We start from the raw sequence: 21,882 nt of genomic DNA on the forward strand, positions 1-21,882 counted from the left end.
AAAAAAGAAAGTCTCCAATTTTTATTGGAGACTTTCTGCTACAAGCAGCGCTTGCTTGCTATTATTTTAAGTAACTAAACTGTATGATTACTTCTTTTCTCTGACTTCAGCAGCACGGTAGGTATCCCCATCTGTTGAGTAGATTTTGAATTGCGCTTCATAACCTTCAGGGACATAAATAACGATAGGCATCCGACCGTTATAACGTACTATTTCAGGTTGAGCACTCACAAAAAGATTTCTTTTTGCTTTATCTGGGCAGGCCATCATTGTGCTTGCTACATTTCCATTAGTTTTAAATACATAGTAATCATACCCCCAGCCTTGAAGATCTTTTTTCTCAAAAGAACCAGCTAGATTAAAACTGTTACAACCATCTACCTCCATCCATTTACCTACAGAGAATTCGATCTTCTTATTTTTATCATTCTCCGAATATGGAACTTCGATAACCATTTTTTTGTATCCTTTTTCCGCTGCTGGAAAAATATTTAAATCTATTTTATCAATCACCATTTGTGCTTTACTTACTGTTGTGGATGCGACGAAAACGAATAGCATCATGACCATAACTTTAAATACATTTTTTCTCATAACCTTTTTTTTTATTTTATTCTTTAAACGCAATTTCTATCGCTATTGCTACGCTGTTTTGTAAAACTATATTTCTAAGACAGCTAAAAATGCAGAAGGATTAATTGCAGATGGTTGAATATTTAAAATAATTGTTTGTTAAACCCTGTACGGATGTAAAAGAGCACCCTTTGATAAGCTGTGGTTGATACATTTGTTCTTCGTTTGTTTTGTAACAAAATCATGTGAGTTGTAATGAATATTTGCTGCAATAGTTTTATTTACAGTATATTAACTCTTCAAATACGACCTAAATATAATGATGAATAAGGAGAATCATTTTGATGCTATTGTGATCGGCTCGGGGATATCTGGCGGATGGGCCGCTAAGGAACTTTGCGAGAAAGGATTGAAAACACTTGTTTTGGATCGAGGTAAAGATGCCAAACATATCCAGGATTATCCCACAGCGTATATGGATCCTTGGCAGTTCAAGCACGGTGGACAAGTGGAACAGCAGACCAAGGATGAAAATCCAATTGCTTCAAAATGTTATGTCTATCGGGAAGACGCCAAGCACTTTTTTCTGCCGGATGCGGCCCAGCCTTATATTCAGGAAAAACCATTTGACTGGATTCGGGCTGATCAAGTTGGTGGTAAATCTCTCCTTTGGGCCCGTCAGACCCAGCGATGGTCTAAGTACGATTTTGAAGGCCCTGCAAGGGATGGCTTTGCAGTGGATTGGCCAATTCGTTACGATGATATAGCACCATGGTATTCGTATGTCGAACATTTCGCCGGAATATCGGGTAATAAGGATGGAATTGACGCGATGCCAGATGGTGATTTTCTTCCGGCCTGGGAGATGAACGTTGTAGAGAAAGCGATACAACAACGCATACAGCAGCAGTATAAAGATCGTCCAGTGATTCAGGGACGCTGTGCTCATTTGACACAGCCCAGACAGATCCATATTGATCAAGGGCGGAGCCAGTGCCAGGCACGTAGCCTATGTCATCGTGGGTGTCCTTTTGGTGGATATTTTAGTTCCAATGCATCCACTTTACCCTGGGCGGCAAAAACAGGAAAGTTGACCATTCGCCCTCAAGCGATTGTCGAATCTATACTTTACGATGATAGTTTACAAAAAGCGATCGGTGTCCGTATTGTTGACACCATAACTAAGGCGAGTCAAGAATTTTTTGCGAAAATTATTTTTGTCAATGCCTCTGCATTAGCGACAAACCAGATTCTATTGAATTCCACTTCCGACCGTTTTCCGAATGGCCTAGGAAATGACAGTGGACTGTTGGGGAAATATGTCGCTTTTCATAATTATTTGGGTACAATAACGGGTACAATGGAGGGTTATGAAGATAAATATTATTATGGACGTAGGCCAACCCAACCCATTATTCCCAATTTTAGAAATATACATCGACAGGAAACAGATTTTTTAAGAGGTTATGCCTCGTTCTTTGGGGCTTCCCGTTCGCGGGGAGGGGCTTTTGAGGGAGTACCGGTTGGCGGGGATTATAAAGACAGTTTATCCGAACTTGGGGGCTGGGGCGTCTCTATGATGATGCAGGGCGAGACGATTCCCAAGGAAAGTAATCATGTGCGATTGAGTGCAGACAAGAAAGATCCTTATGGTATTCCTCAATTGATTACAGCCGTGGGTTACGAGGAAAACGACTACAAATCAAGAGATGACTTCTTTCAACAAGGGCAGGAGATGCTGGATGTTGCAGGAGTCAAGAATCTCAACATTAGTGACAGTAACCAAAATCCGGGGTTAGATATCCACGAAATGGGCGGAGTACGTATGGGACTGGATCCCAAGACCTCGTTGTTGAACAAATGGAACCAGTTACATTTGGTGAAAAATGTATTTGTCACCGATGGTTCCTGCATGACCTCAACAGGAACGCAAAATCCGTCGCTGACCTATATGGCATTAACAGCTAGAGCCGTAGATTATGCTGTCACTGAAATGAAAAAAGGCAACCTCTAAATTTATAGAACTGCATGATGATAGCGGCTGTATTTTTTCGTGAGAGCTTTTAATTCATAGGGACTATAATCAGCCAAGATTGCGTAACTTTGTGTGAGATAAGGATTATTATGAGTAAAAAAGTGGAGCATACTCCAAAAGAATATATTCAAATAAAAGGGGCTAGAGTCAATAATCTGAAAAATATTGATGTTGATATTCCCAAAAATAAATTAGTTGTCATTACAGGAATGTCGGGTTCGGGAAAATCTTCCCTCGCTTTTGATACCCTATATGCTGAGGGGCAGCGACGGTACGTTGAAAGTCTTTCTTCCTATGCACGGCAGTTTATGGGACGGATGAATAAACCCGAAGTCGATTACATCAAAGGGATCGCTCCAGCGATTGCGATTGAACAACGTGTTATTACCAGCAATCCCCGTTCTACTGTCGGAACTTCTACCGAAATATATGACTATCTGAAATTACTATATGCAAGGATCGGGAAGACGATTTCTCCTGTCTCAGGGAGGGAGGTGACTAAAGACAGTGTGAGTTCGGTGGTAGATTTTGCCTTGAAGTTTGACGAGGGAGAATCTGTCACGCTTTTGGCTCCATTGGTGCCTTCCCATGGGCGAAAGCTCAAAGAAGAGTTGTCTCTCTTACTGCAGAAAGGATTTGTCCGTGTCGTTTATCAAGATAAAATGCAAAAAATCGAAAGTATTATTGACGATAAGAGCATGGCCAATGAAACGATTCAGGACGGCGAGGTATTGATCGTAGTGGATCGGGTACGTATCGAACAGGATGATGATACCATTAATCGATTATCAGATTCTATTCAAACCGGATTTTTTGAGGGTAAAGGTGAATTGTATATTGAAGAAAAGGATAAAAGACATCATTTCTCGCATAAGTTTGAACTCGATGGAATTACCTTTGAGGAGCCTAGTCCCAACTTCTTTAGTTTCAATAATCCCTATGGTGCCTGTCGTCGGTGTGAAGGCTATGGGAAGATCATTGGTATAGATCCAGATCTTGTTATACCAGATAAGAGTCGCTCTGTCTATGATGGCGCTATTGCTCCTTGGCGAGGAGAGAAAATGGGCGAATGGTTACAGGTGCTGGTAAAAAATTCTTTAAAGTTTGATTTTCCGATACACCGCGCCTATTCTGATCTGACCGCAGCACAAAAAGAATTACTCTGGACGGGAAATGGTTATTTTACAGGGCTTAACCAGTTCTTTGAAGAGCTTGAAGAACAGACCTATAAAATTCAATACCGCGTGATGTTATCACGTTACCGTGGTAAGACCGACTGTCCGGATTGTAGAGGAACAAGGTTGCGCAAAGATGCGACCTATGTCAAAGTAGGTGGTAGGTCAATTACCGATATCGTATTGATGCCTCTTGAAGAAGCTTTGGCATTTTTTACAGATTTGTCTCTGGAAGGAAATGAAAAGGTGATCGCCAAACGTCTATTGGCCGAAATTAATAACCGGTTACAATTTCTATGCGATGTAGGGTTAAGCTACCTTACCTTAAACCGTTTGTCCAATACGCTATCCGGAGGGGAATCCCAACGAATCAATTTGGCAACTTCGCTTGGAAGTTCGCTCGTCGGCTCAATATATGTACTGGATGAGCCAAGTATTGGGTTACATCCGCGGGATACACAACGTCTGATCTCGGTATTGAAGTCCCTGCGTGATGTAGGTAATACGGTTGTTGTGGTTGAGCATGAACAGGAAATGATGGAGGCTGCAGATTACTTGATCGATATTGGCCCTGAAGCAGGGATCAATGGTGGTGAGATGGTATTTGCGGGAACGTATAGTGAGATCCTAAAAGATGATAGGAGCTTAACGGGTCAATATCTGAGTGGCAAGAGCCAGATCGAAGTTCCAAAAAAACGGCGAAAGTGGTCCAACAGTATTACTGTAAAGGGAGCGCATGAAAATAATCTTCAGGGGATCGATGTGCAGTTTCCCTTAAATACATTTACCGTCGTATCTGGGGTATCTGGGTCCGGAAAGACTTCCTTGGTAAAACGGATTCTTTATCCGGCATTGCAGAAATCAATCGGTAATTATTCTGGTGAACAAACAGGTGTATATGATTCCATAGAAGGCGATATTGCACAAGTGGAACAGATCGAAATGGTCGATCAGAATCCTATCGGTCGTTCTTCACGGTCCAATCCAGTGACTTATGTTAAGGCTTGGGATGAGATCAGGGCATTGTATGCCAATCAAGCCGCATCCAAAGCTGCGGGATTGAAACCAGCTGCGTTTTCTTTTAATGTCGAGGGTGGCCGCTGTGATGTCTGTCAAGGTGAGGGGGAAGTGAAGATCGAAATGCAATTTATGGCAGATATCGTACTCCCATGTGAGGCCTGTGGTGGAAAACGTTTCAAGCAGTTTGTGCTAGACGTGCAATATAAAGGTAAATCCGTAGCAGATATACTTGAACTGAGCGTGGATGAAGCCATTGTCTTCTTCGGTGACCAGCCTAAAATATTGGCTAAGTTACAGCCATTACAAGATGTTGGTTTAGGGTATGTAAAGCTCGGACAGTCTTCCAGTACGCTCTCAGGGGGTGAGGCCCAACGGATTAAACTTGCTTCCTTTTTGATCAAAGGCAATAACAGCAAGAAGACCCTGTTTATCTTTGACGAACCGACTACTGGTTTGCATTTTCAGGATATTAAAAAACTGCTAAAATCGTTTGATGCTTTGATTGCTCTCGGCAATAGTATTTTGGTCATTGAGCATAATATGGATATGATCAAGTCGGCGGATTGGGTGATTGATATTGGACCTGAAGGGGGTAATAAAGGTGGAAAGGTAGTTTTTACGGGACTTCCAGAAGATCTTGCACATTGTAAAGATTCTTATACAGGACAATTTTTAAAAACACATTTAAAAGATTAAACCCTACATTAGCATTCGTTATTAAACGGCGGCTCTACACAGTGGCTGCTGAAGTTAGGGACTTAGATTAGTAAAGTCAACGGTTAAAATTAATAAGTAAAAAAAGGAGATTTAGGTAAGTCGGAGACTTCGTATTGTGAACGTCTCAAATCTAATATCTTAATGCTTAATACTCAATACTTAATATTATTATGATTAAAAGATTTTTTTTAAGTGTCGTATTTGGAATAGCTGCACTCTCCTCCATGGCACAACAACCGGAAAGACCCAAATTGGTCGTCGGTCTGATGGTGGATCAGATGCGCTGGGATTATCTATATCGCTTTGCGGACCGATATGGAAATGACGGTTTCAAGCGACTTTTGAAAGAAGGCTTCTCCTGCGAGAATACCCTGATCAATTATATTCCGACCTATACAGCTATAGGACACAGTTCGGTGTACACTGGTTCTGTTCCTTCAATCCACGGTATTGCGGGTAATGATTGGATCGAGGAGCTTACGGGCAAGAATATGTATTGTACCCAAGATGACAATGTCGTTGGTGTAGGTACTACAGAGAAAGAAGGAAAACAATCCCCACGTAATTTACTGGCGTCTACAGTAACGGATCAGTTGAAACTGGCTTCAAATTTTAAATCTAAAGTCATTGGTATAGCAATTAAAGACAGAGGCGGCATATTACCTGCCGGTCACTTTGCGGATGCTGCTTATTGGTTTGAGGCGAAGTCGGGCAACTGGATTACCTCCAATTTCTATATGGATCAATTACCGAAGTGGGTCGTTGACTTCAATAAGAAAAAATTAGCGGAAAAATATCTTAAGGCAGACTGGAAGCCGATGTACGATGTGCGTACTTATGCAGCGAATAGTATTGCTGATGATAATATCTATGAAGGGAAATATCCTGGTGAAGAGAAACCAACCTTGCCGCGTGCGACATCTAAGTTGATGAAAGACGAAGGTCTTGAGTTGATAAAAACAACGCCAATGGGTAATCAGTTTACCTTAGATCTGGCAATGGAAGCCATCAAGAATGAGCAGATGGGAAATAACCCAACTAAAAATACCGATTTCCTTTGTGTCAGTCTTTCGGCTACAGATTATGTCGGACATCGCTACTCATTAACAGCTGTAGAAATTGAAGATATCTATCTGCAATTGGACAAACAACTGGCCGATTTCTTTGCTTATCTGGATAACACTGTCGGTAAAGGCAATTACACCTTTTTCCTGACTGCTGACCATGGCGCTTCTTACAACTCGAGATTCTATATGGATATGAAAGGAAATGGCGGTTATTTCTATTCCCGTCAGATTATCTCGGATCTAAACAAAAAGTTGAAAGAGAAATTTGGACAGGAAAAAATCGTCAAGAGTATGATGAATTATCAGGTTCATTTGAATAATCAAATAATTGATTCGCTTCAATTGGATCGGGATAAAATAAAAGAGACAATTATTCGCGAATTGCGCCACACCGAAGGTGTTGCATACGTTGCAGATATGGAAAAGAGCGAAGGCCTAATGATTCCAGAGCCTGTCCGTGAAAAAATGATCAATGGGTATAACTACAAACGAAGTGGTGTTATCCAGATCGTTTGTGAACCACAATGGTATGATGGTACCCCACGTTCTACGGGTACGACACATGGTACTTGGTCGGGATATGATTCCCATATCCCATTGGTATTTATGGGCTGGGGTATTAAGCCTGGTGTGTCCAATACCGAGGTCCATATTGTCGATATTGCGCCTACAATTTCATCACTATTGCATATTACCGAACCCAATGGAAGTATCGGTAAACCCATTACAGCAGTATTGGGCCAATAGCAATTCGGTTATCAAATAATATTCGCCCTTAGCATAAGGATATCCAACGGGTAAATTGTGCTAAGGGCTTTTCTTTTACAGGCTAGTTTATAGGTTTTATTCTATTGAATAAAAAACGTAAATTTGCAATTCAACAGGGGGTTAACAAATTATGCTTTCCAAAAAGACAAAATATGCAATTAAGGCACTTATGGTGCTCGGTCGTAACTACGGAAATGAACCTATGCAGATCGTTAAGATCGCGCAGGAAGAAAATATTCCAAAAAAATTCTTGGAACAGATTCTCCTTGAAATGCGCAACGCAGGGATTCTCTATAGTAAAAAAGGTGCAGGTGGTGGCTATAGTCTCAATAAAGCTCCAGAAGATGTATTTTTATCTCAGGTAATGCGTCTGATCGATGGACCGATTGCTTTGCTCCCTTGTGTCAGTCTAAATTTTTATCGTTCCTGTGAAGAGTGTACCGAAGAGCATGCCTGTGGCATCCGTGATACATTTGTGGAAGTGAGGAATGCGATGTTGCAAATTTTGAATGACACCAGCATTGCACATTTAATCAATAAAGAAAAAGAGTTGAATCTAAACGTCGAATAATCGACTTGTTCGATGCCGTTGCAGACTAGACAAAAAAGCTTGTTTGCAATGAATAGTATAGACAGCAGTAGCGCAAGTTACTGCTGTTTTTTTATACTGAAGGTATTTCTAAAAAGGTGACTAGCAGGATAATGTTCTACACACGCTGCCTTATACTATGAGCTAGGCGAGGCCAATCGTGCTTGGAACAGATATCTGATGAACAATCGAAAGCGATAGAAAAATTACTCTTTAAGTACAAGAATATATTCCTGTTGTGCAAATTTCAGTTGAATAGTTATGAAGCGACCACAAAGATCCATGAAATCTCTGTTGGTATCATAATAGATTACAGGTTGTAAAAAAAGCATCGCTACCGGTTTTTCTATAGCGAAACTATTTTCAATATGTCAGGCAGAAATGTATGAAACTATATTTCTTCTGATATTATCAGTTGTGTCTTATTGGGAAAACAAAGCTGGTGTAACATTTTGTTCTATCCAGTTTTATTAGATATTTGTCTTTAATTAGTTGTTTTACAGTTTGTTGTTTTTGGTTTTGCTATTTTTTTAATTTCTTAATTATTTAACATTATTTTACGAATTTTCCGTAGCAACATTGATATCTTTATTGCGACAATATATAAACGGAAATTTATGAGACCAACCTATACCTTAGTTTTGTTTCTTGTACTTTCAGCCATAAGCTCTATTTCCTATGCCCAACAGCGGCTTACAGGTGTAGTTGTTGATGCCAAAGACAAAGCTAAACTCCATCAAGCGTCAGTTGCTTTACTTAACCCAAAAGATTCTATATTAATTAAGTTCGATCGAACAAAAGAAAACGGGACTTTCCAAATTGCTAATCTGGATACAGGTATTTATAAAATGGTCGTGTCCTATCCACAATATGCTGACCTCGTAAAAGATATCCATATTACAGCCCAAGGTCTTGATCTCGGCATGGTATCGCTGTCAAAGGCATCATTACTCTTGGAGGAGGTACAGGTCAATGGACGAATTCCAGTCGTTATTAAAGGAGATACAATAGAGTATGATGCTGGTAGTTTTAAGGTTGAGAAAGATGCTAAGGTTGAGGATTTGCTCAAGGTGCTTCCAGGTATTACGATCGATGGGACAGGGAAGATTACAGCGCAGGGAAAAGAGGTAAAAAAGGTGCTGCTCGATGGAGAGGAGTTTTTTGGGGATGACCCAACCCTGATTACCAAAAATATCCGGTCGGATATGGTGAGCAAGGTACAGGTATACGAAAAGAAGTCCGATCTGGCTGTGCGTACTGGTGTGGATGACGGAGAGCGTACGCAAACTATTGATATAAAACTCAAGGAGGATAAAAAGAAAGGGATGTTTGGTCAGGCAATCGCAGGTGCAGGAACAGATAAGTATTATGGCGGGAAAGTCATGCTCAATAAGTTTAAAGGGGCACAGAAGATTGCCGCTTATGGTATTTTGGCCAATGATGGCATGGTTGGTTTGGGCTTTGAGGATAGTCAAAAATATGGTGTGGGGGGAAGCGGCAATGTACAGATGATGGACGGTGGAGGTATCATGATTTCTTCCGGTGGAGACGAAACGGAAGGCGGATGGGATGGCCAATACAGGGGTGGAGGTGTACCTAAAGCTTTAAATATGGGGGTAAGCTATTCCGATAAGTCTAAAAATGATAAGCACAAAATTAACGTCAATTACAAGCGTAGTCAGATAAATGTTGATAATACAAGTACCTATAATGCGCAGAATAACTTGCCAGAACGGGCTCAAATAGACAGTAATACAACCAGAACGGAAAATGAAAACAGAGCAAATGTTGCTAATTTGAGGTATGATTATAAATTGGATTCGCTTGCTGATCTGACCGTGAATATGGGCTTTAATAAATCCAATAGGGATAATATCTCTGAGGCAGAAGCTTATCAGAAAACCTTGAGTGGACAGCCAATTACAAATACCATATCGCGCACAGATCTGAATAGTGATCAGGATAAATTTAATGTGAATGCTATCTTGACACGACGATTTAAAAAAGAGCGTCGCTCCATCACATTTAATGTCAACGCAAATACGGATCGGAACCTCTCGAAGACACAATATTTTTCGGAAAACTATTTTGAAAATAGCCAGCGTACTGACACAATCGATCAATTTAAAAAAGATGAAATCAGAAATAATACGTATGGCGCTTCGATAACCTATACCGAGCCCCTTTCAAAAAAGATTACAGGATCAATCGGGTACTCTTTTTCAAGCAATAAATCAGAAACACTCAATCAATCCTTCAATAGAGATCCTATCACACAAAAATATACTGTGCTGGATGAAAGTGTATTGAATGATTTTAATTTTTCCAGTTTAAAAAATAGTATCAATACTTCACTGAACTATAAAACAAATGACTTGACAATCAATCTGAGTAACCAAACAGAATTTGAAGCTGTAAAAAGAACCTATAATAATTTAAATACCATATTGCAGCGCGATCAGACCTCTTTAAGGCCATCGCTTTCGGTGAATTACAAAATTTCTAAAAGTAAAAACATCGGCTTCCGTTACAGTGGACAGACGGCCCAGCCTTCATTGACACAGATCGAACCGCTTAAACAAAATGCCCAGCCGCTCGTGGAATATTTGGACAATCCAGATCTGAAATCTGGGTTCAATAATTCCTATTCTGTCAATTATAACTCTTATAAGCAGCTAAAAGATCAAAATATGTATTTCTATGTTGGCGCTTATCAGGGAAAACGCAATATTAATAGTAGTGTGCGCTATAACTTGGAAGAGGGTACCCGACAAATCTCCTATGTCAATATTGATAAGGATAATTGGTCTTTGTATGGAGGCGGAAGCTATAGTTTTCCGATACAAAAGAAATGGGGATTAAAGATGAACCTTGGTATGGACCTTAACTATAATAGTCAGTATAGTTATCTTTCTTTATTGAATCAAGATCCACAGCTAAACCGTAACAAAACTTGGAGCGTAGGTCCTAATATAGGTTTTAACCGTTTTAAAGCAAATAAAATGGACTTTTATATTAACTTGAGTCCTGGCGTAGAAAAAATGGATTCCTATTTACAACCCGAATTGAATCAGACAACATTTAAATTCAATTCTTATTCGCAAGTCACCTATTACTTACCCAAAGACTTTAAAATTTCGCTATCCATGCAACAGAATTATCAAGCTGCAACAAAGACATTGCAATCCATTAACATGATGAACATGAATGGCTATATCTCTAAAAAGTTCTTAAAGGACAAATCTTTGGAAGCGCAATTATTTGTCAACGATATATTAAATAAAAATATTGGAGTGCGTCGCTATCAGGATGGTACTGCATTTATCCAGACAAGCAACAATGTATTGCGTCGTTATGGGATGTTAAAAGTGATCTACAATTTTACAACAATGAGAGGAGATGCCAAATGAGGACGCAAATAATATTAATAATGGGGCTTTTATGTTTGTCCATCACTGCAATACAGGCACAGCATGCATTTTTCCCGAACAGTGGCACTGTGACTTTCGAACGGAAATTCCATGTGCAGAACTACTTGAAACGAACTTATTTAAGTAAGCCAGACTTGGATACCTGGGATAAACTGGGGGTAGAGAATGCAGTCAAAAATGGACCTGTTGAAATGATCACACATCATACATTGAAGTTTTATGATACCGAGACTTTGTTTGAAACCGTACAGGAAGATTACCCCGCTAACTATCGAAATGTCTCCTGGTATAATCCGGCAGTGACTGATTCAAAAACTTATTTGAATTTCAAGAACCAAGAATTCATCAAATTATTACCTTTTGGTGATGAGCAACTGTTGATGAAGGATTCTTTGCCTGCAGTGAAATGGAAGTACACTGATGAATATCGCAACATCGCAGACTATGATTGTAGGCGAGCAAATGGAATCATACAAGATTCAATCTATGTTGTCGCATTTTTTGCGGGACAGATTCCGATATCAGGGGGGCCAGAATTAATCCATGGGCTGCCGGGCTTGATCTTGGGGATATCTATCCCCAGTATGAATATCAATATGTTTGCAACGAAGGTCGAGATCACCAATACTCCAGTGTCCAATGTACTTACCAAAAAGAAGAAGGTTGTTGCCGAATCGAAAACGGAGGTTATAAAAAAGTTAAAAGATACTGTCTATGATTGGATGGATGAGAAAGATTTTAAAAAGAGATTGCAAAATGTCTTATTCTAACCGCTCTTTGCTTGGTATCTGTAGCTAAAGCAAATCACTAAAAGGGAATAGAAATACCGGATGGCTTTTGAAAACAAAGAATGCCTGTCTTTTGCGACAGGCATTCTTTGTTTATGCTATATCTTACGTTTAGTTAGCGTACTGTGCTACCGACTTTGATCGCTGTATCCGGTTTGACGAAATCCAATCTACCATCAGCATCTTCGGCCATCAAGATCATACCCTGTGAGGTAATGCCTTTGATTTCACGAGGTTCTAGATTTACCAAAATTGAGACCTGGCGTCCGACAATCTCTTCTGGGCTAAAGAACTCCGCGATACCCGATACAACGGTGCGCTTATCAATACCCGTATCTATTGTTAATTTTAGTAATTTCTTTGTTTTCGCAACTTTTTCAGCTTCTAAAATTGTCCCTACACGGATATCCATTTTGACAAAATCGTCAAAACTAATGTTTTCTTTAGCAGGGGCGACCTTCGTGTTGTCTGCGCGGTTTTTTTGTTTCGCTTCCGCAAGTTTGTTTAATTGAAACTCCACTTGCTCGTCTGTTATCTTATCAAACAACAATTGGACTTCACCCAACTGATGACCATCCTGAATTAGGCCTTCCTTACCTGCATCGTTCCAATTTCCTTGCGGGAAATTGAGCATTTCAAATAATTTGATTGCTGTTTTTGGTAAAAATGGTTGTGCCAACACGGCAAGGTTAGCAACAATCTGAGACGCTACATTTAGGATCGTTTTTACGCGTTCCTCGTCCGTTTTGATTACTTTCCAAGGTTCTTCGTCAGCTAAATACTTGTTCCCAAGGCGCGCCACATTCATAAACTCCGCCAGCGCTTCACGGAAACGGAATTGCTCCAGTGATGATTTGATAGACGCCGGATAGGATTTTAACTCATCCAATACCGCTTGATCCACTGCTGTTAATGGAGATCCATTTAATACTTTGCCATCGAAATATTTATGGGACAGTACCATCACACGATTGACAAAGTTACCGAAGATCGCTACTAGCTCGTTGTTGATCCGCGCTTGGAAATCCTTCCAGGTAAATTCAGCATCCGAGGTCTCAGGTAAAATAGAGGTTAATACATAACGTAATTCGTCCTGTTTGTCTGGGAATTCCTGTAGATATTCATGTAACCAAACGGCATGGTTTCTGGATGTAGATAACTTATCGCCTTCCAAATTAAGGAATTCATTTGCAGGTATATTTTCTGGCAGGATATAGTCTCCATGAGCATGAAGGATCGCTGGGAATATGATGCAATGGAATACAATATTATCTTTTCCGATAAAATGGATCAATGTTGAATCGTCCGCTGGATTGTCATGGGTTTTCCAATAGTCTTCCCAATTTTTTCCGTGGTCGATTGCCCACTGCTTCGTTGCAGAAATATAACCTATTGGTGCATCTAGCCATACATAAAGTTTCTTTCCTTCTGCTTCTTTCAGGGGAACATCTACCCCCCAATCCAAATCTCTGGTCATAGAACGTGGCTGCAAACCTGACTTGAGCCAAGACTGGCATTGGCCAAAAACGTTGGATTTAAGAATGTTTTTCTTGCCCTCGATTAACCATTTTTCCAACCAAGGTTGATATTTATCCAAAGGTAAATACCAATGCTTCGTTTCTTTTAATACGGGAGTTTTCCCACTTAATGTCGAAATTGGGTTGATCAGGTCTGTTGGACTTAGTGAGGTACCGCATTTTTCACATTGGTCACCATAGGCACCTTCGGATTTACAGTTTGGACAGGTCCCAGTAATATAACGGTCCGCCAAAAACTGATGGTACTCCTCATCGTAGTATTGCTCCGAAAATTTCTCGACAAATTCACCTTTATTGTATAAGTTCAGGAAAAAATCTTGCGACAATTGGTGGTGAATCGGTTCGGAGGTACGATGGTAGATATCGAAAGAAATGCCAAACTCTTCAAAGCTTTCTTTGATTTGTTTGTTGTATTTATCAATGATCTGCTGTGGCGTAATTCCCTCTTTTTTTGCGCGGATGGTAATGGCTGCACCATGTTCATCCGAACCACAGACATAGACCACATCTTTTTGATTTAAACGCAAATAGCGAACAAAAATATCACCTGGAATATAAGCTCCGGCAAGGTGCCCGATATGTAAAGGACCATTGGCATACGGTAATGCCGAAGTAATTGTATAACGTTTTTTATCTAGAATACTCAATGCTTGAAAGTATATTAAAGTTTTTACTTGTTTCTTTCACAAAGATAATTCAATTTGCGGTATAATACTAAGATAAATTTGTTGTCTCCTCATGCATTGAAAATTTTTATTGGAGGAAACCATCATGAGTTGGAACAAATTACTTTGGGCTAAAATGAAATGAGTTGGCTAATGATCGCTTCATGGCTGTAAAGAATCAAATTATATATGAAAGATAATAAATATGTCTAAAATACCTGATTTTCTTAAAGAAGGCGACAAAGTCGCCATCGTTTGTCCTGCAAGCTTTATCCGTGGGAATATTGATATGGGGATTGAAACATTGAAGAGCTGGGGGCTAGAAGTCCTGGTGGGGGAGACAGTAGGGACATCTTATCATCAGTTTGCTGGCGATGACCACTTACGTGCTGCAGACCTCCAATGGGCCCTGGATGATCCATCCATTAAAGCGGTATTTGCTGCCCGAGGGGGCTATGGTTGCGTTCGGATTGTCGATGAGATCGATTTTTCTAAGTTTGAGCAGCATCCCAAGTGGTTGGTCGGATTTAGCGATATCACAGTATTGCATAGCCATATCCAACGTAACTATAAAATTGCGACGATACATGGGCAGATGCCCAAATCTTTTGAATCAGGAACGAAAGCTTCCTTGGAGACGTTAAAAAATGCATTGTTTGGCGATTCCACAGACTTTAGCTACGAACAATCTGTATTCCCAAACCGCTCCGGTGAGGCTGAAGGCAAGCTAATTGGTGGGAATTTGGCTATTTTATTGTCTGTTTTGGCGTCAGACTCAGATGTCAAGTATGCAAATAAGATTCTTTTCATTGAGGATGTGGGTGAGGCTTATTATTCAGTGGATCGGATGCTGTGGGCGCTGAAACGTGCTGGCAAATTCAAAAAATTGAAAGGTCTTATTGTGGGCAGTTTTTCATCCATGAAAGACAATGATCCTACATTTGGACAGACTGTAGAGGAGATTATCTGGGATAAAGTCAAAGAATATGATTTTCCTGTCGCCTTTGGTTATCCAGCAGGACATATAGATGATAACCATGCACTGGTATTAGGCCGGAAAGTGAAATTGGTAACGAGTGCCGATAAAACGGAGCTCATCTATTTATAGATGATTAACCCTATCGACAATTAAATAGTTGTGTCCGGGATGCTACGGTTTAATTGTCGATATTTTTATATTATCCTGAATGTACAGGAATAACCATCATGGCCGCCTGACTTTTCCAAGCCATTTTTTGCGCAATACTGGTGTTGAAAATCCGGCTAAGTAACCCTTTGTCGCGATGGAAAGTAACCATCATATCAATGTGGTTTTCATTAATATATTGATTGATGCCAACGGCAATATCCGAGTGTAAGATATAGCTGTATATGGGATGGTAGGGGGCCAATAGATCGTTCATAATGTTAATCTCTGTGCTGACAACTTTACTGGCAGGATCTTCCTTGGTAACGTGAACTACATAGACCTCACTCTTTCGGAGCACTTCAGCTGCATTGATCAGAAGCCGGTCTAACTTAAGCTTCACTTCTTTGAGATTGGTTGCGATCAGCATCTTTTTTGGGATTCTGAATTCGGCTTTGGCAGGTACAACCAGCAATGGGGTGTGGCAATTCTCAATTAATTTTAACGTGTTGCTGCCCAAGAGAAGCTTTTTAAAACCACTTTTTCCAGCAGTTCCGACGACAACAATATCGATATCTTCCTCAGCACAAGTACGGTTGACGCCATAGCTCAATTCATACTCCTCCAGTACCACTTTCCATGCTATTCCCTGTGGAAAGAGTTGGATGAGGTCTTCTTGCCACACGTTGAGATCTTTTTGTTTTTCTTCTAGTATATCCAAATTGCTGATGACAACAGGCTCTGTTCCAACCGTTGGTATAACCTCATAAGTATGGTACAGCACAACCCTTTCTATACCCCAAAGCGGAGCTAATTTTGCGGCATATTGAGCGGCAGCATAGGCATTGTCCGAGAAATCTGTTAATAAGAGAAGATTCTTCATAATAATTTTATAATCGGGTCTATGAGACTTAAATTACGCATTTAGTATCATAAATACAATATTTTTCTGTCGGCTTCCCTTATTTTTCTTAAAGTGAATTGCCCCATTTCGTCTTTCTTTCCCTCACTCAAATAGACCTTTTTTGTTGAATTTCTTAATCTATATCAAGGGGAGGTAACACATTTTGACCTAATTTTGTTATCATTAAAGGAGGATAAAGTGCGTAGCATGAATGACAAGTTCACCGATACCAAGTAGGATAAATGGGTACTAATTAGCGAATGAGATGAGTTTATTGATACCTTTGAGAAATAAACACAAATCAATAACCGAACGAAGTGAGCTCATTGAAACCGCTGAAAATAAACACAAATCAATAAAAATTGATTATTTTAGAAATATCAATCAGTAATTAACATTTTAATACATTATAAATTTCTATTTATGGCAATTTGGAATTCATTGGGAAAATATAGGGATACGGGTTTGTTGATCCTCCGCATCGGATTGGGAGTGATGATGATTATGCATGGTTTGCCGAAGTTGCAGGGAGGTCCTGAGCTCTGGGCGGGGGTTGGAAAGGCCATGGGCAATATGGGCATCAATTTTATTCCGACATTTTGGGGCTTTATGGCCGCGGCTACAGAAACTATTGGTGGTATCTTCTTACTATTGGGTCTTTTTTTTAGACCTTCAGCCTTGTTACTTGCTTTTACCATGGTGGTTGCTGGATTGATGCATCTTTCAAAAGGTGATGGAGTCTCTGGTGCATCTCATGCCATTGAATTGTTCTTTGTCTTTTTGGGACTCGTGTTTATCGGCCCGGGCAAACATTCTGTAGACAAGAAATAGGTCCTGTACATAGAAATCTATGTAAAATGGCAGCAACCCTAAAAGGCAAAAGTATATCCTGAATATTAAATATTTGGAGAGATACTTTTGCTCCAGCCCTTTCTGCTATTTATGATTTATCCATTGGAATGACTAATAAGTTTGCAGCGCCGTTCCAAGCAATTTTTTTGGATATACTAGTTTTAAATAAACTCGCCAATAAACCTTGTTTCTTGTGAAATGACAGGATGAGGTCTATATGTTTCTCTTTCGCATATTCTGCTATTCCCAATGTAATATCCTCATGACTGATGTAATCATAGATTGGTTTATACTTGTCCAGCCTTTCATGCAAATGTTTTAATTCTTGTGCCAAATCTGCGGCGGAGCCTTCTTTCTTCGCAACATTCAAAACATATAACTGCGCTGAAAATGTGTCGAGGACTTGATCCAGATTAAACAAACTCAGCTTTCTGTCAACTTCTTTCAGGTCAGTGGTTGCCAATACATTTTTTGGAACAGCCGGATTTACCTTATGGGAGACAATCAACATCGGTTTATTGCAGATGTCCATAAGGGTAATGGCATTGCTTCCCACCAGGATCTTGGCGAAACCAGTCTGTCCTGTGATCCCCAGCGCGACAAGATCAATATCTTCAGATTTACAGAGGTCATTTACACCTACTGGAAGATCTACATCTTCCATCTTGTGGGACAGTGTCACTTGTGCTGGAAAGAGTGGCCCGATTAGCTCCAACCAGGCATTTAATTCTTTCTCTTTGGCCTCTTTAACTTCGTCATTAACCACAACAATAGGTTCATTGTTTACAATTGTTACACTGTTATAAGTATGGTAAACAATAACTTTTTCAGTTTTCCAAGCCTCTGCACATAAGGCTACTTGTTTTGCCGCTAAAAGTGCATTTTCTGAAAAGTCGGTTAGAAGCAGGATACGTTTCATTGTGATATTGTTTTAAGGGTAAAATCCATCATTATCCAGACTCTTATTTTATAGATTCCAATTGTCAGCTCTATTTTTAAAGTCTTTATTTATATGTAGAACAATTAATGTTGCGATAAGTTACAAAGAAAAGATGAATTTAATGTTAAAGGTTTGAGATTGTGATGAGCATCATAAAAAAAGGCAACCGTTGTTACGATTGCCTTTTTTCGCGGAATTTTATCCGTCTTTATTTTTTGTTCGCAAAATTAATGATATAGTCAGTCATTACTTTTGCACTCTCATCTTTTACAAAGTCAAGGTCCATCTTCGGTTGAGGTTTGCCTTCTTCCCATGCCGGTTTACCTTGTAATTTCAATAAAGCATTGATGCGGTCCTTATTTTTCTTGAGATTGTCGTCTTTTTCTTTTTTGAATTTATTTAATTCCAATGAAATTTTGACATCTTCATCTTTTTGAGCCTCTTCAATATCTTCTTTCAAATATTTATATTCCAGTGAATTTTTAATCCGGGTCTCATGTAGCGTCTCCAGCTTTTTATCCACTCCACTCATATCCGCTACTTTTTTGAAGTTACTGGATTGAATTTGATCCCAAGGAAGAGCCAATTTCTCTGAGCTTTCACCAAATTTCTCTGCGGAGAATTGAGACGGGAATGTAATGTCAGGAGTTACTCCTTTATGTTGTGTACTGCTACCGTTGACACGGTAAAATTTGCCCAAAGTGATATTGATCTGTCCATATTGTGGTGCTCCTTCCGGTGTATCCGGATCTTTCTCTCCGGATGCTTTTAACAATAGGCGACTTGTAGGGCTAATCACACGCGACATATCGATAGCCGATTGAACAGTCCCTTTACCATAACTTTGTGAGCCAAGGATTACTCCTCTACCATAATCTTGAATTGCACCAGCGAAAATTTCTGAGGCAGAGGCAGAGAAACGGTTGATCATTACACCTAATGGGCCATCCCATGCTACACCTGCATTCTTATCTTCTTCAACATCAATATTATTTTTAGTATCCCTTACTTGTACAACAGGCCCTTTATCAATAAACAATCCTGTAAGATCAATTGCTTCAGGCAGTGAGCCACCGCCATTGAAACGTAGGTCGATAATTACAGCGTCCACTTTGGCTTGCTTTAGTGTATCTAAGATCAATCTTACATCTCTTGTTGTACTTTTATAGTTCGGATCGCGTCTTCTGTAGGCCTCAAAATCCATATAAAATTTAGGGATATTGATCACCCCGACTTTATACATTTTTCCATCAGCTCCTTTGATGTTCATGATCTCTTTCTTGGCAGACTCTTCCTCGACAACGATTTTTTCGCGTACTAAGGAAACAATGCGCGGATGCGAGTTCATCGGTTGTCCTGCCGGGATAATCTTAAGTCGTACGATCGTTCCCTTCGGACCTTTTATTTTGGCTACAGCGGCGTCTAATCTCCAACCGATGATATCTTCAAATTCACCATCTTTACCTTGTGCCACAGCAATGATCTTGTCATTCACTTGGATGGTCTTGTCTTTAAAGATAGGTCCACCGGGAATGATCTCATTGATGCTTACTGCCTCATTGTCTATGGTCAGCCTTGCTCCAATACCTTCAAATGTATTTGCCATGCCTTCATTAAAGGCTTGCGCATACGAAGGGTTGAAATAAGAAGTATGTGGATCTACAGCATCTGTAAGCGCCTGCATAATGATCTGAAAGGCGTCATTTGAATTATATTTCTTTGTTTGGGAAATTAAATTCACATAACGTTTTTTCAATGTTTCCACCTGCTTGGTTTTTGCACTATCAGTAGATTTACCACTAGCAGTTTCCAGGTTTAACAAATCGTACTTCACACGTTTACGCCATTGATCGTTGGCTTCGGCATCTGTTTTGAACCAACCTAATTTTTCACGGTTAGGCTGATAATATTCATCTTTGGTGAAATCTTGCTTTTTGTCGATTTCAGAAAGCGCATATTGCATTCTTTCCAAATATCTCTTTTTATAGACATTGAAGATCTGGAAGGCCGAAGAAAGATCTCCTCCTTTTATATCCTGGGCAAGGTTACTCTTGTAAGCCTGAAATGCATCAATATCCGCTTGAAGTAGATAATTCTTGCTCTGGTCTAAACCTTTGATCAGATTATCATAGATAATTCCAGATATGGAATCATTCATTTTGACCTTCTTGTAGCTTGCATTTTCCAATAATCCAATCACTTCTTTCGCGATGATCTGATGTTGTGTGCTCGGTTTGAGTCCACCATCATCTGGAAGTGCTACCCGTGGTTTTGAACCACAAGAGACAATAGATACCACAAAAAGTGCAAATATGAGTTTCCTAAACATATTTTCGACAGTTTTAATAATCATTTTATAACTAAAAATTTTCAGCTCTTATTGATAAGCGTGCTAAATTTAGTGAAATTCATAGCACATTATCATAGATTCTAAAAATTTATTTGATTTATCCTTTAATATTTACAAAAAGCTTAAAATACGATTTATTTCTTACTTTCGATTCTTCGGTTGCTGTTATCTTACAAAGGTCAATTAATTGTACAATTCGTTTTTCAGTTGTGTATAAGCCTTGTAGGTCTGGTCGGCCGAAGGGTAGTCCTTTAATACAAGATATACTTCGCCCAATTTGTCTAATATCGCCAATGACAACTGTTTGTTATTCTCATTGGAGGCCAATTCAGCAGCTTGAATAAATTCTTTGATCGACACCTTGTAATTACCATCCTTTTGCTTGGAAGCGGCAAGTAGGTATTCAATCTCTGCAAGCTCACCACTCAGATTTTTTGCATTGGCCAGATCACGTGCTTGCAATAGGAACCATTGTGCCTCGGTGAATTTGTTTTGCTTAAAATAGATCTCCGCTAGCATCTCCCATGCGAATATTTTACCTTCATAAGCCTTTGCTTTATTAAATAAGGGGATAGCGCTTCGGATAATGTTATTTTCGGCGGCCTTAAAGTTTTTTTGCCCTGCACGGGCCATAGCAATTAATAACCAGGCATTGGCCTGCTCGAGATAGCTTTTGCTTACCGTGGCATAGGTATGATATTTTTGGGCGCTTTCTTCGGCTTTGTCAAAATCGCCATGATACAATTGAAAATTGCTCAAATTCAAGTTAATTGTTGCAATATCATCCTTATTGTCGGTACGATTTGCTAATGATAATGCATCATATAGAAATTTTGAAGCAGCGATACTGTCATTATTCTTAATTGCAAATAGTGCAGCTTCATTGGCTAAGGAATAGCCGGCAATCCAGTTCTCTGCTTTTTTCTGATTTTCGATGGTATTATTCCATGCTGTGGTATTAGCGGGAACAGGATTCATCAGATATTGAAAATGACCCATATTATTGGTGCTTTTCAATTGCAGTAATAAACGTTGGAATAACAGTTGCCTGGCAATTTCCTTGCTAAAGCTTTTTTTGCTCGTATAATTGTCTTCAATAATTTCGTTCTCAGTCTTTGGGGGAGGTAGGAAATACACCTCCGGACCTACACCGCTAAATGAAGCATCATATTTTTTTATTGCCCCAGTATAGTCCTTTGGGGTATTCTGTGCCATAACCTTTCCGCTCATTCCAAGGGTCGTGGTTAGGGCAGTCAAAAGTAAGGTCCAGTATTTCGTCATCCTCATTCATTATTACGCGTCAATTAACGTCTAATACAAATATGAAGAAAAATTGTGTGAAAA

Annotated in this window: 14 protein-coding genes; 8 read left to right on the forward strand and 6 right to left on the reverse strand. The window is 39.6% G+C overall.

What is annotated here, in order from left to right:
• Window positions 1-87 precede the first annotated feature (87 nt).
• The gene (locus tag AC07UV_RS08505; protein ID WP_495183354.1) at window positions 88-594 is read right to left on the reverse strand and encodes an ecotin; all 507 of its coding nucleotides are present in this window, start codon (window positions 592-594) and stop codon (window positions 88-90) included.
• Window positions 595-895: 301 nt separating this feature from the next.
• Between AC07UV_RS08505 and AC07UV_RS08510 the strand changes: the two genes are divergently transcribed.
• The 6 genes from AC07UV_RS08510 (at window position 896) to AC07UV_RS08535 (ending at window position 12,145) form a co-directional block, all read left to right on the forward strand.
• Complete coding sequence (locus AC07UV_RS08510; protein WP_495183476.1) at window positions 896-2,587, forward strand: GMC oxidoreductase; 1,692 nt, start codon at window positions 896-898, stop codon at window positions 2,585-2,587.
• Between the two features lie 110 nt (window positions 2,588-2,697).
• Window positions 2,698-5,499 (forward strand): excinuclease ABC subunit UvrA, encoded by a 2,802-nt coding sequence (gene uvrA / locus AC07UV_RS08515; RefSeq protein ID WP_495183355.1) that lies wholly within the window; start codon window positions 2,698-2,700, stop codon window positions 5,497-5,499.
• Window positions 5,500-5,690: 191 nt separating this feature from the next.
• Window positions 5,691-7,334 (forward strand): alkaline phosphatase PafA, encoded by a 1,644-nt coding sequence (gene pafA, locus AC07UV_RS08520; RefSeq protein WP_495183356.1) that lies wholly within the window; start codon window positions 5,691-5,693, stop codon window positions 7,332-7,334.
• A gap of 151 nt (window positions 7,335-7,485) precedes the next feature.
• The gene (locus tag AC07UV_RS08525) at window positions 7,486-7,926 is read left to right on the forward strand and encodes an RrF2 family transcriptional regulator (protein WP_120261185.1); all 441 of its coding nucleotides are present in this window, start codon (window positions 7,486-7,488) and stop codon (window positions 7,924-7,926) included.
• A gap of 635 nt (window positions 7,927-8,561) precedes the next feature.
• On the forward strand, window positions 8,562-11,354 hold the full coding sequence (locus tag AC07UV_RS08530) for an outer membrane beta-barrel protein (protein WP_495183357.1): 2,793 nt from the start codon (window positions 8,562-8,564) through the stop codon (window positions 11,352-11,354).
• 20 nt (window positions 11,355-11,374) lie between these two features.
• On the forward strand, window positions 11,375-12,145 hold the full coding sequence (locus AC07UV_RS08535) for a GLPGLI family protein (RefSeq protein WP_495183358.1): 771 nt from the start codon (window positions 11,375-11,377) through the stop codon (window positions 12,143-12,145).
• A 133-nt stretch (window positions 12,146-12,278) separates the two neighbouring features.
• Here the strand turns inward: AC07UV_RS08535 and metG are convergent, their stop codons facing one another.
• Window positions 12,279-14,348 (reverse strand): methionine--tRNA ligase, encoded by a 2,070-nt coding sequence (gene metG, locus AC07UV_RS08540; protein ID WP_282251217.1) that lies wholly within the window; start codon window positions 14,346-14,348, stop codon window positions 12,279-12,281.
• 223 nt (window positions 14,349-14,571) lie between these two features.
• Here metG and AC07UV_RS08545 point away from each other — a divergent pair, with 223 nt between their 5' ends.
• Window positions 14,572-15,474 (forward strand): S66 peptidase family protein, encoded by a 903-nt coding sequence (locus AC07UV_RS08545; protein ID WP_495183359.1) that lies wholly within the window; start codon window positions 14,572-14,574, stop codon window positions 15,472-15,474.
• 70 nt (window positions 15,475-15,544) lie between these two features.
• Here AC07UV_RS08545 and AC07UV_RS08550 read toward each other — a convergent pair whose 3' ends face one another.
• Window positions 15,545-16,375, reverse strand: coding sequence for a universal stress protein (locus tag AC07UV_RS08550; RefSeq protein WP_282251215.1), 831 nt, complete (start codon window positions 16,373-16,375; stop codon window positions 15,545-15,547).
• 444 nt (window positions 16,376-16,819) lie between these two features.
• On the opposite strand from AC07UV_RS08550, the gene AC07UV_RS08555 reads away from it, so the two are divergent.
• The gene (locus AC07UV_RS08555; RefSeq protein WP_495183360.1) at window positions 16,820-17,227 is read left to right on the forward strand and encodes a DoxX family protein; all 408 of its coding nucleotides are present in this window, start codon (window positions 16,820-16,822) and stop codon (window positions 17,225-17,227) included.
• Between the two features lie 109 nt (window positions 17,228-17,336).
• Here AC07UV_RS08555 and AC07UV_RS08560 read toward each other — a convergent pair whose 3' ends face one another.
• The 3 genes from AC07UV_RS08560 to AC07UV_RS08570 all read right to left on the reverse strand — a co-directional run bounded on the left by AC07UV_RS08560 (window position 17,337) and on the right by AC07UV_RS08570 (window position 21,819).
• Window positions 17,337-18,167: a universal stress protein gene (locus AC07UV_RS08560; RefSeq protein ID WP_495183361.1), complete on the reverse strand. Its 831-nt coding sequence runs from the start codon at window positions 18,165-18,167 to the stop codon at window positions 17,337-17,339.
• A 229-nt stretch (window positions 18,168-18,396) separates the two neighbouring features.
• Window positions 18,397-20,517 (reverse strand): carboxy terminal-processing peptidase, encoded by a 2,121-nt coding sequence (locus tag AC07UV_RS08565; RefSeq protein ID WP_495183362.1) that lies wholly within the window; start codon window positions 20,515-20,517, stop codon window positions 18,397-18,399.
• A gap of 204 nt (window positions 20,518-20,721) precedes the next feature.
• On the reverse strand, window positions 20,722-21,819 hold the full coding sequence (locus tag AC07UV_RS08570) for a tetratricopeptide repeat protein (protein ID WP_495183363.1): 1,098 nt from the start codon (window positions 21,817-21,819) through the stop codon (window positions 20,722-20,724).
• Window positions 21,820-21,882 lie beyond the last annotated feature (63 nt).

The sequence above is a fragment of the Sphingobacterium sp. GW821-FHT03E03 genome (assembly GCF_059420745.1).

Bases quoted from the DNA above. Each gene is read 5' to 3' on its own strand.
- pafA (WP_495183356.1), top strand. From the start codon at position 5,691: ATGATTAAAAGATTTTTTTTAAGTGTCGTATTTGGAATAGCTGCACTC.
- AC07UV_RS08560 (WP_495183361.1), bottom strand. From the start codon at position 18,167: ATGAAACGTATCCTGCTTCTAACCGACTTTTCAGAAAATGCACTTTTA.
- AC07UV_RS08555 (WP_495183360.1), top strand. From the start codon at position 16,820: ATGGCAATTTGGAATTCATTGGGAAAATATAGGGATACGGGTTTGTTG.
- uvrA (WP_495183355.1), top strand. From the start codon at position 2,698: ATGAGTAAAAAAGTGGAGCATACTCCAAAAGAATATATTCAAATAAAA.
- AC07UV_RS08550 (WP_282251215.1), bottom strand. From the start codon at position 16,375: ATGAAGAATCTTCTCTTATTAACAGATTTCTCGGACAATGCCTATGCT.
- AC07UV_RS08570 (WP_495183363.1), bottom strand. From the start codon at position 21,819: ATGACGAAATACTGGACCTTACTTTTGACTGCCCTAACCACGACCCTT.
- AC07UV_RS08525 (WP_120261185.1), top strand. From the start codon at position 7,486: ATGCTTTCCAAAAAGACAAAATATGCAATTAAGGCACTTATGGTGCTC.
- AC07UV_RS08535 (WP_495183358.1), top strand. From the start codon at position 11,375: ATGGGGCTTTTATGTTTGTCCATCACTGCAATACAGGCACAGCATGCA.
- AC07UV_RS08510 (WP_495183476.1), top strand. From the start codon at position 896: ATGAATAAGGAGAATCATTTTGATGCTATTGTGATCGGCTCGGGGATA.
- AC07UV_RS08530 (WP_495183357.1), top strand. From the start codon at position 8,562: ATGAGACCAACCTATACCTTAGTTTTGTTTCTTGTACTTTCAGCCATA.
- AC07UV_RS08545 (WP_495183359.1), top strand. From the start codon at position 14,572: ATGTCTAAAATACCTGATTTTCTTAAAGAAGGCGACAAAGTCGCCATC.
- AC07UV_RS08505 (WP_495183354.1), bottom strand. From the start codon at position 594: ATGAGAAAAAATGTATTTAAAGTTATGGTCATGATGCTATTCGTTTTC.
- AC07UV_RS08565 (WP_495183362.1), bottom strand. From the start codon at position 20,517: ATGTTTAGGAAACTCATATTTGCACTTTTTGTGGTATCTATTGTCTCT.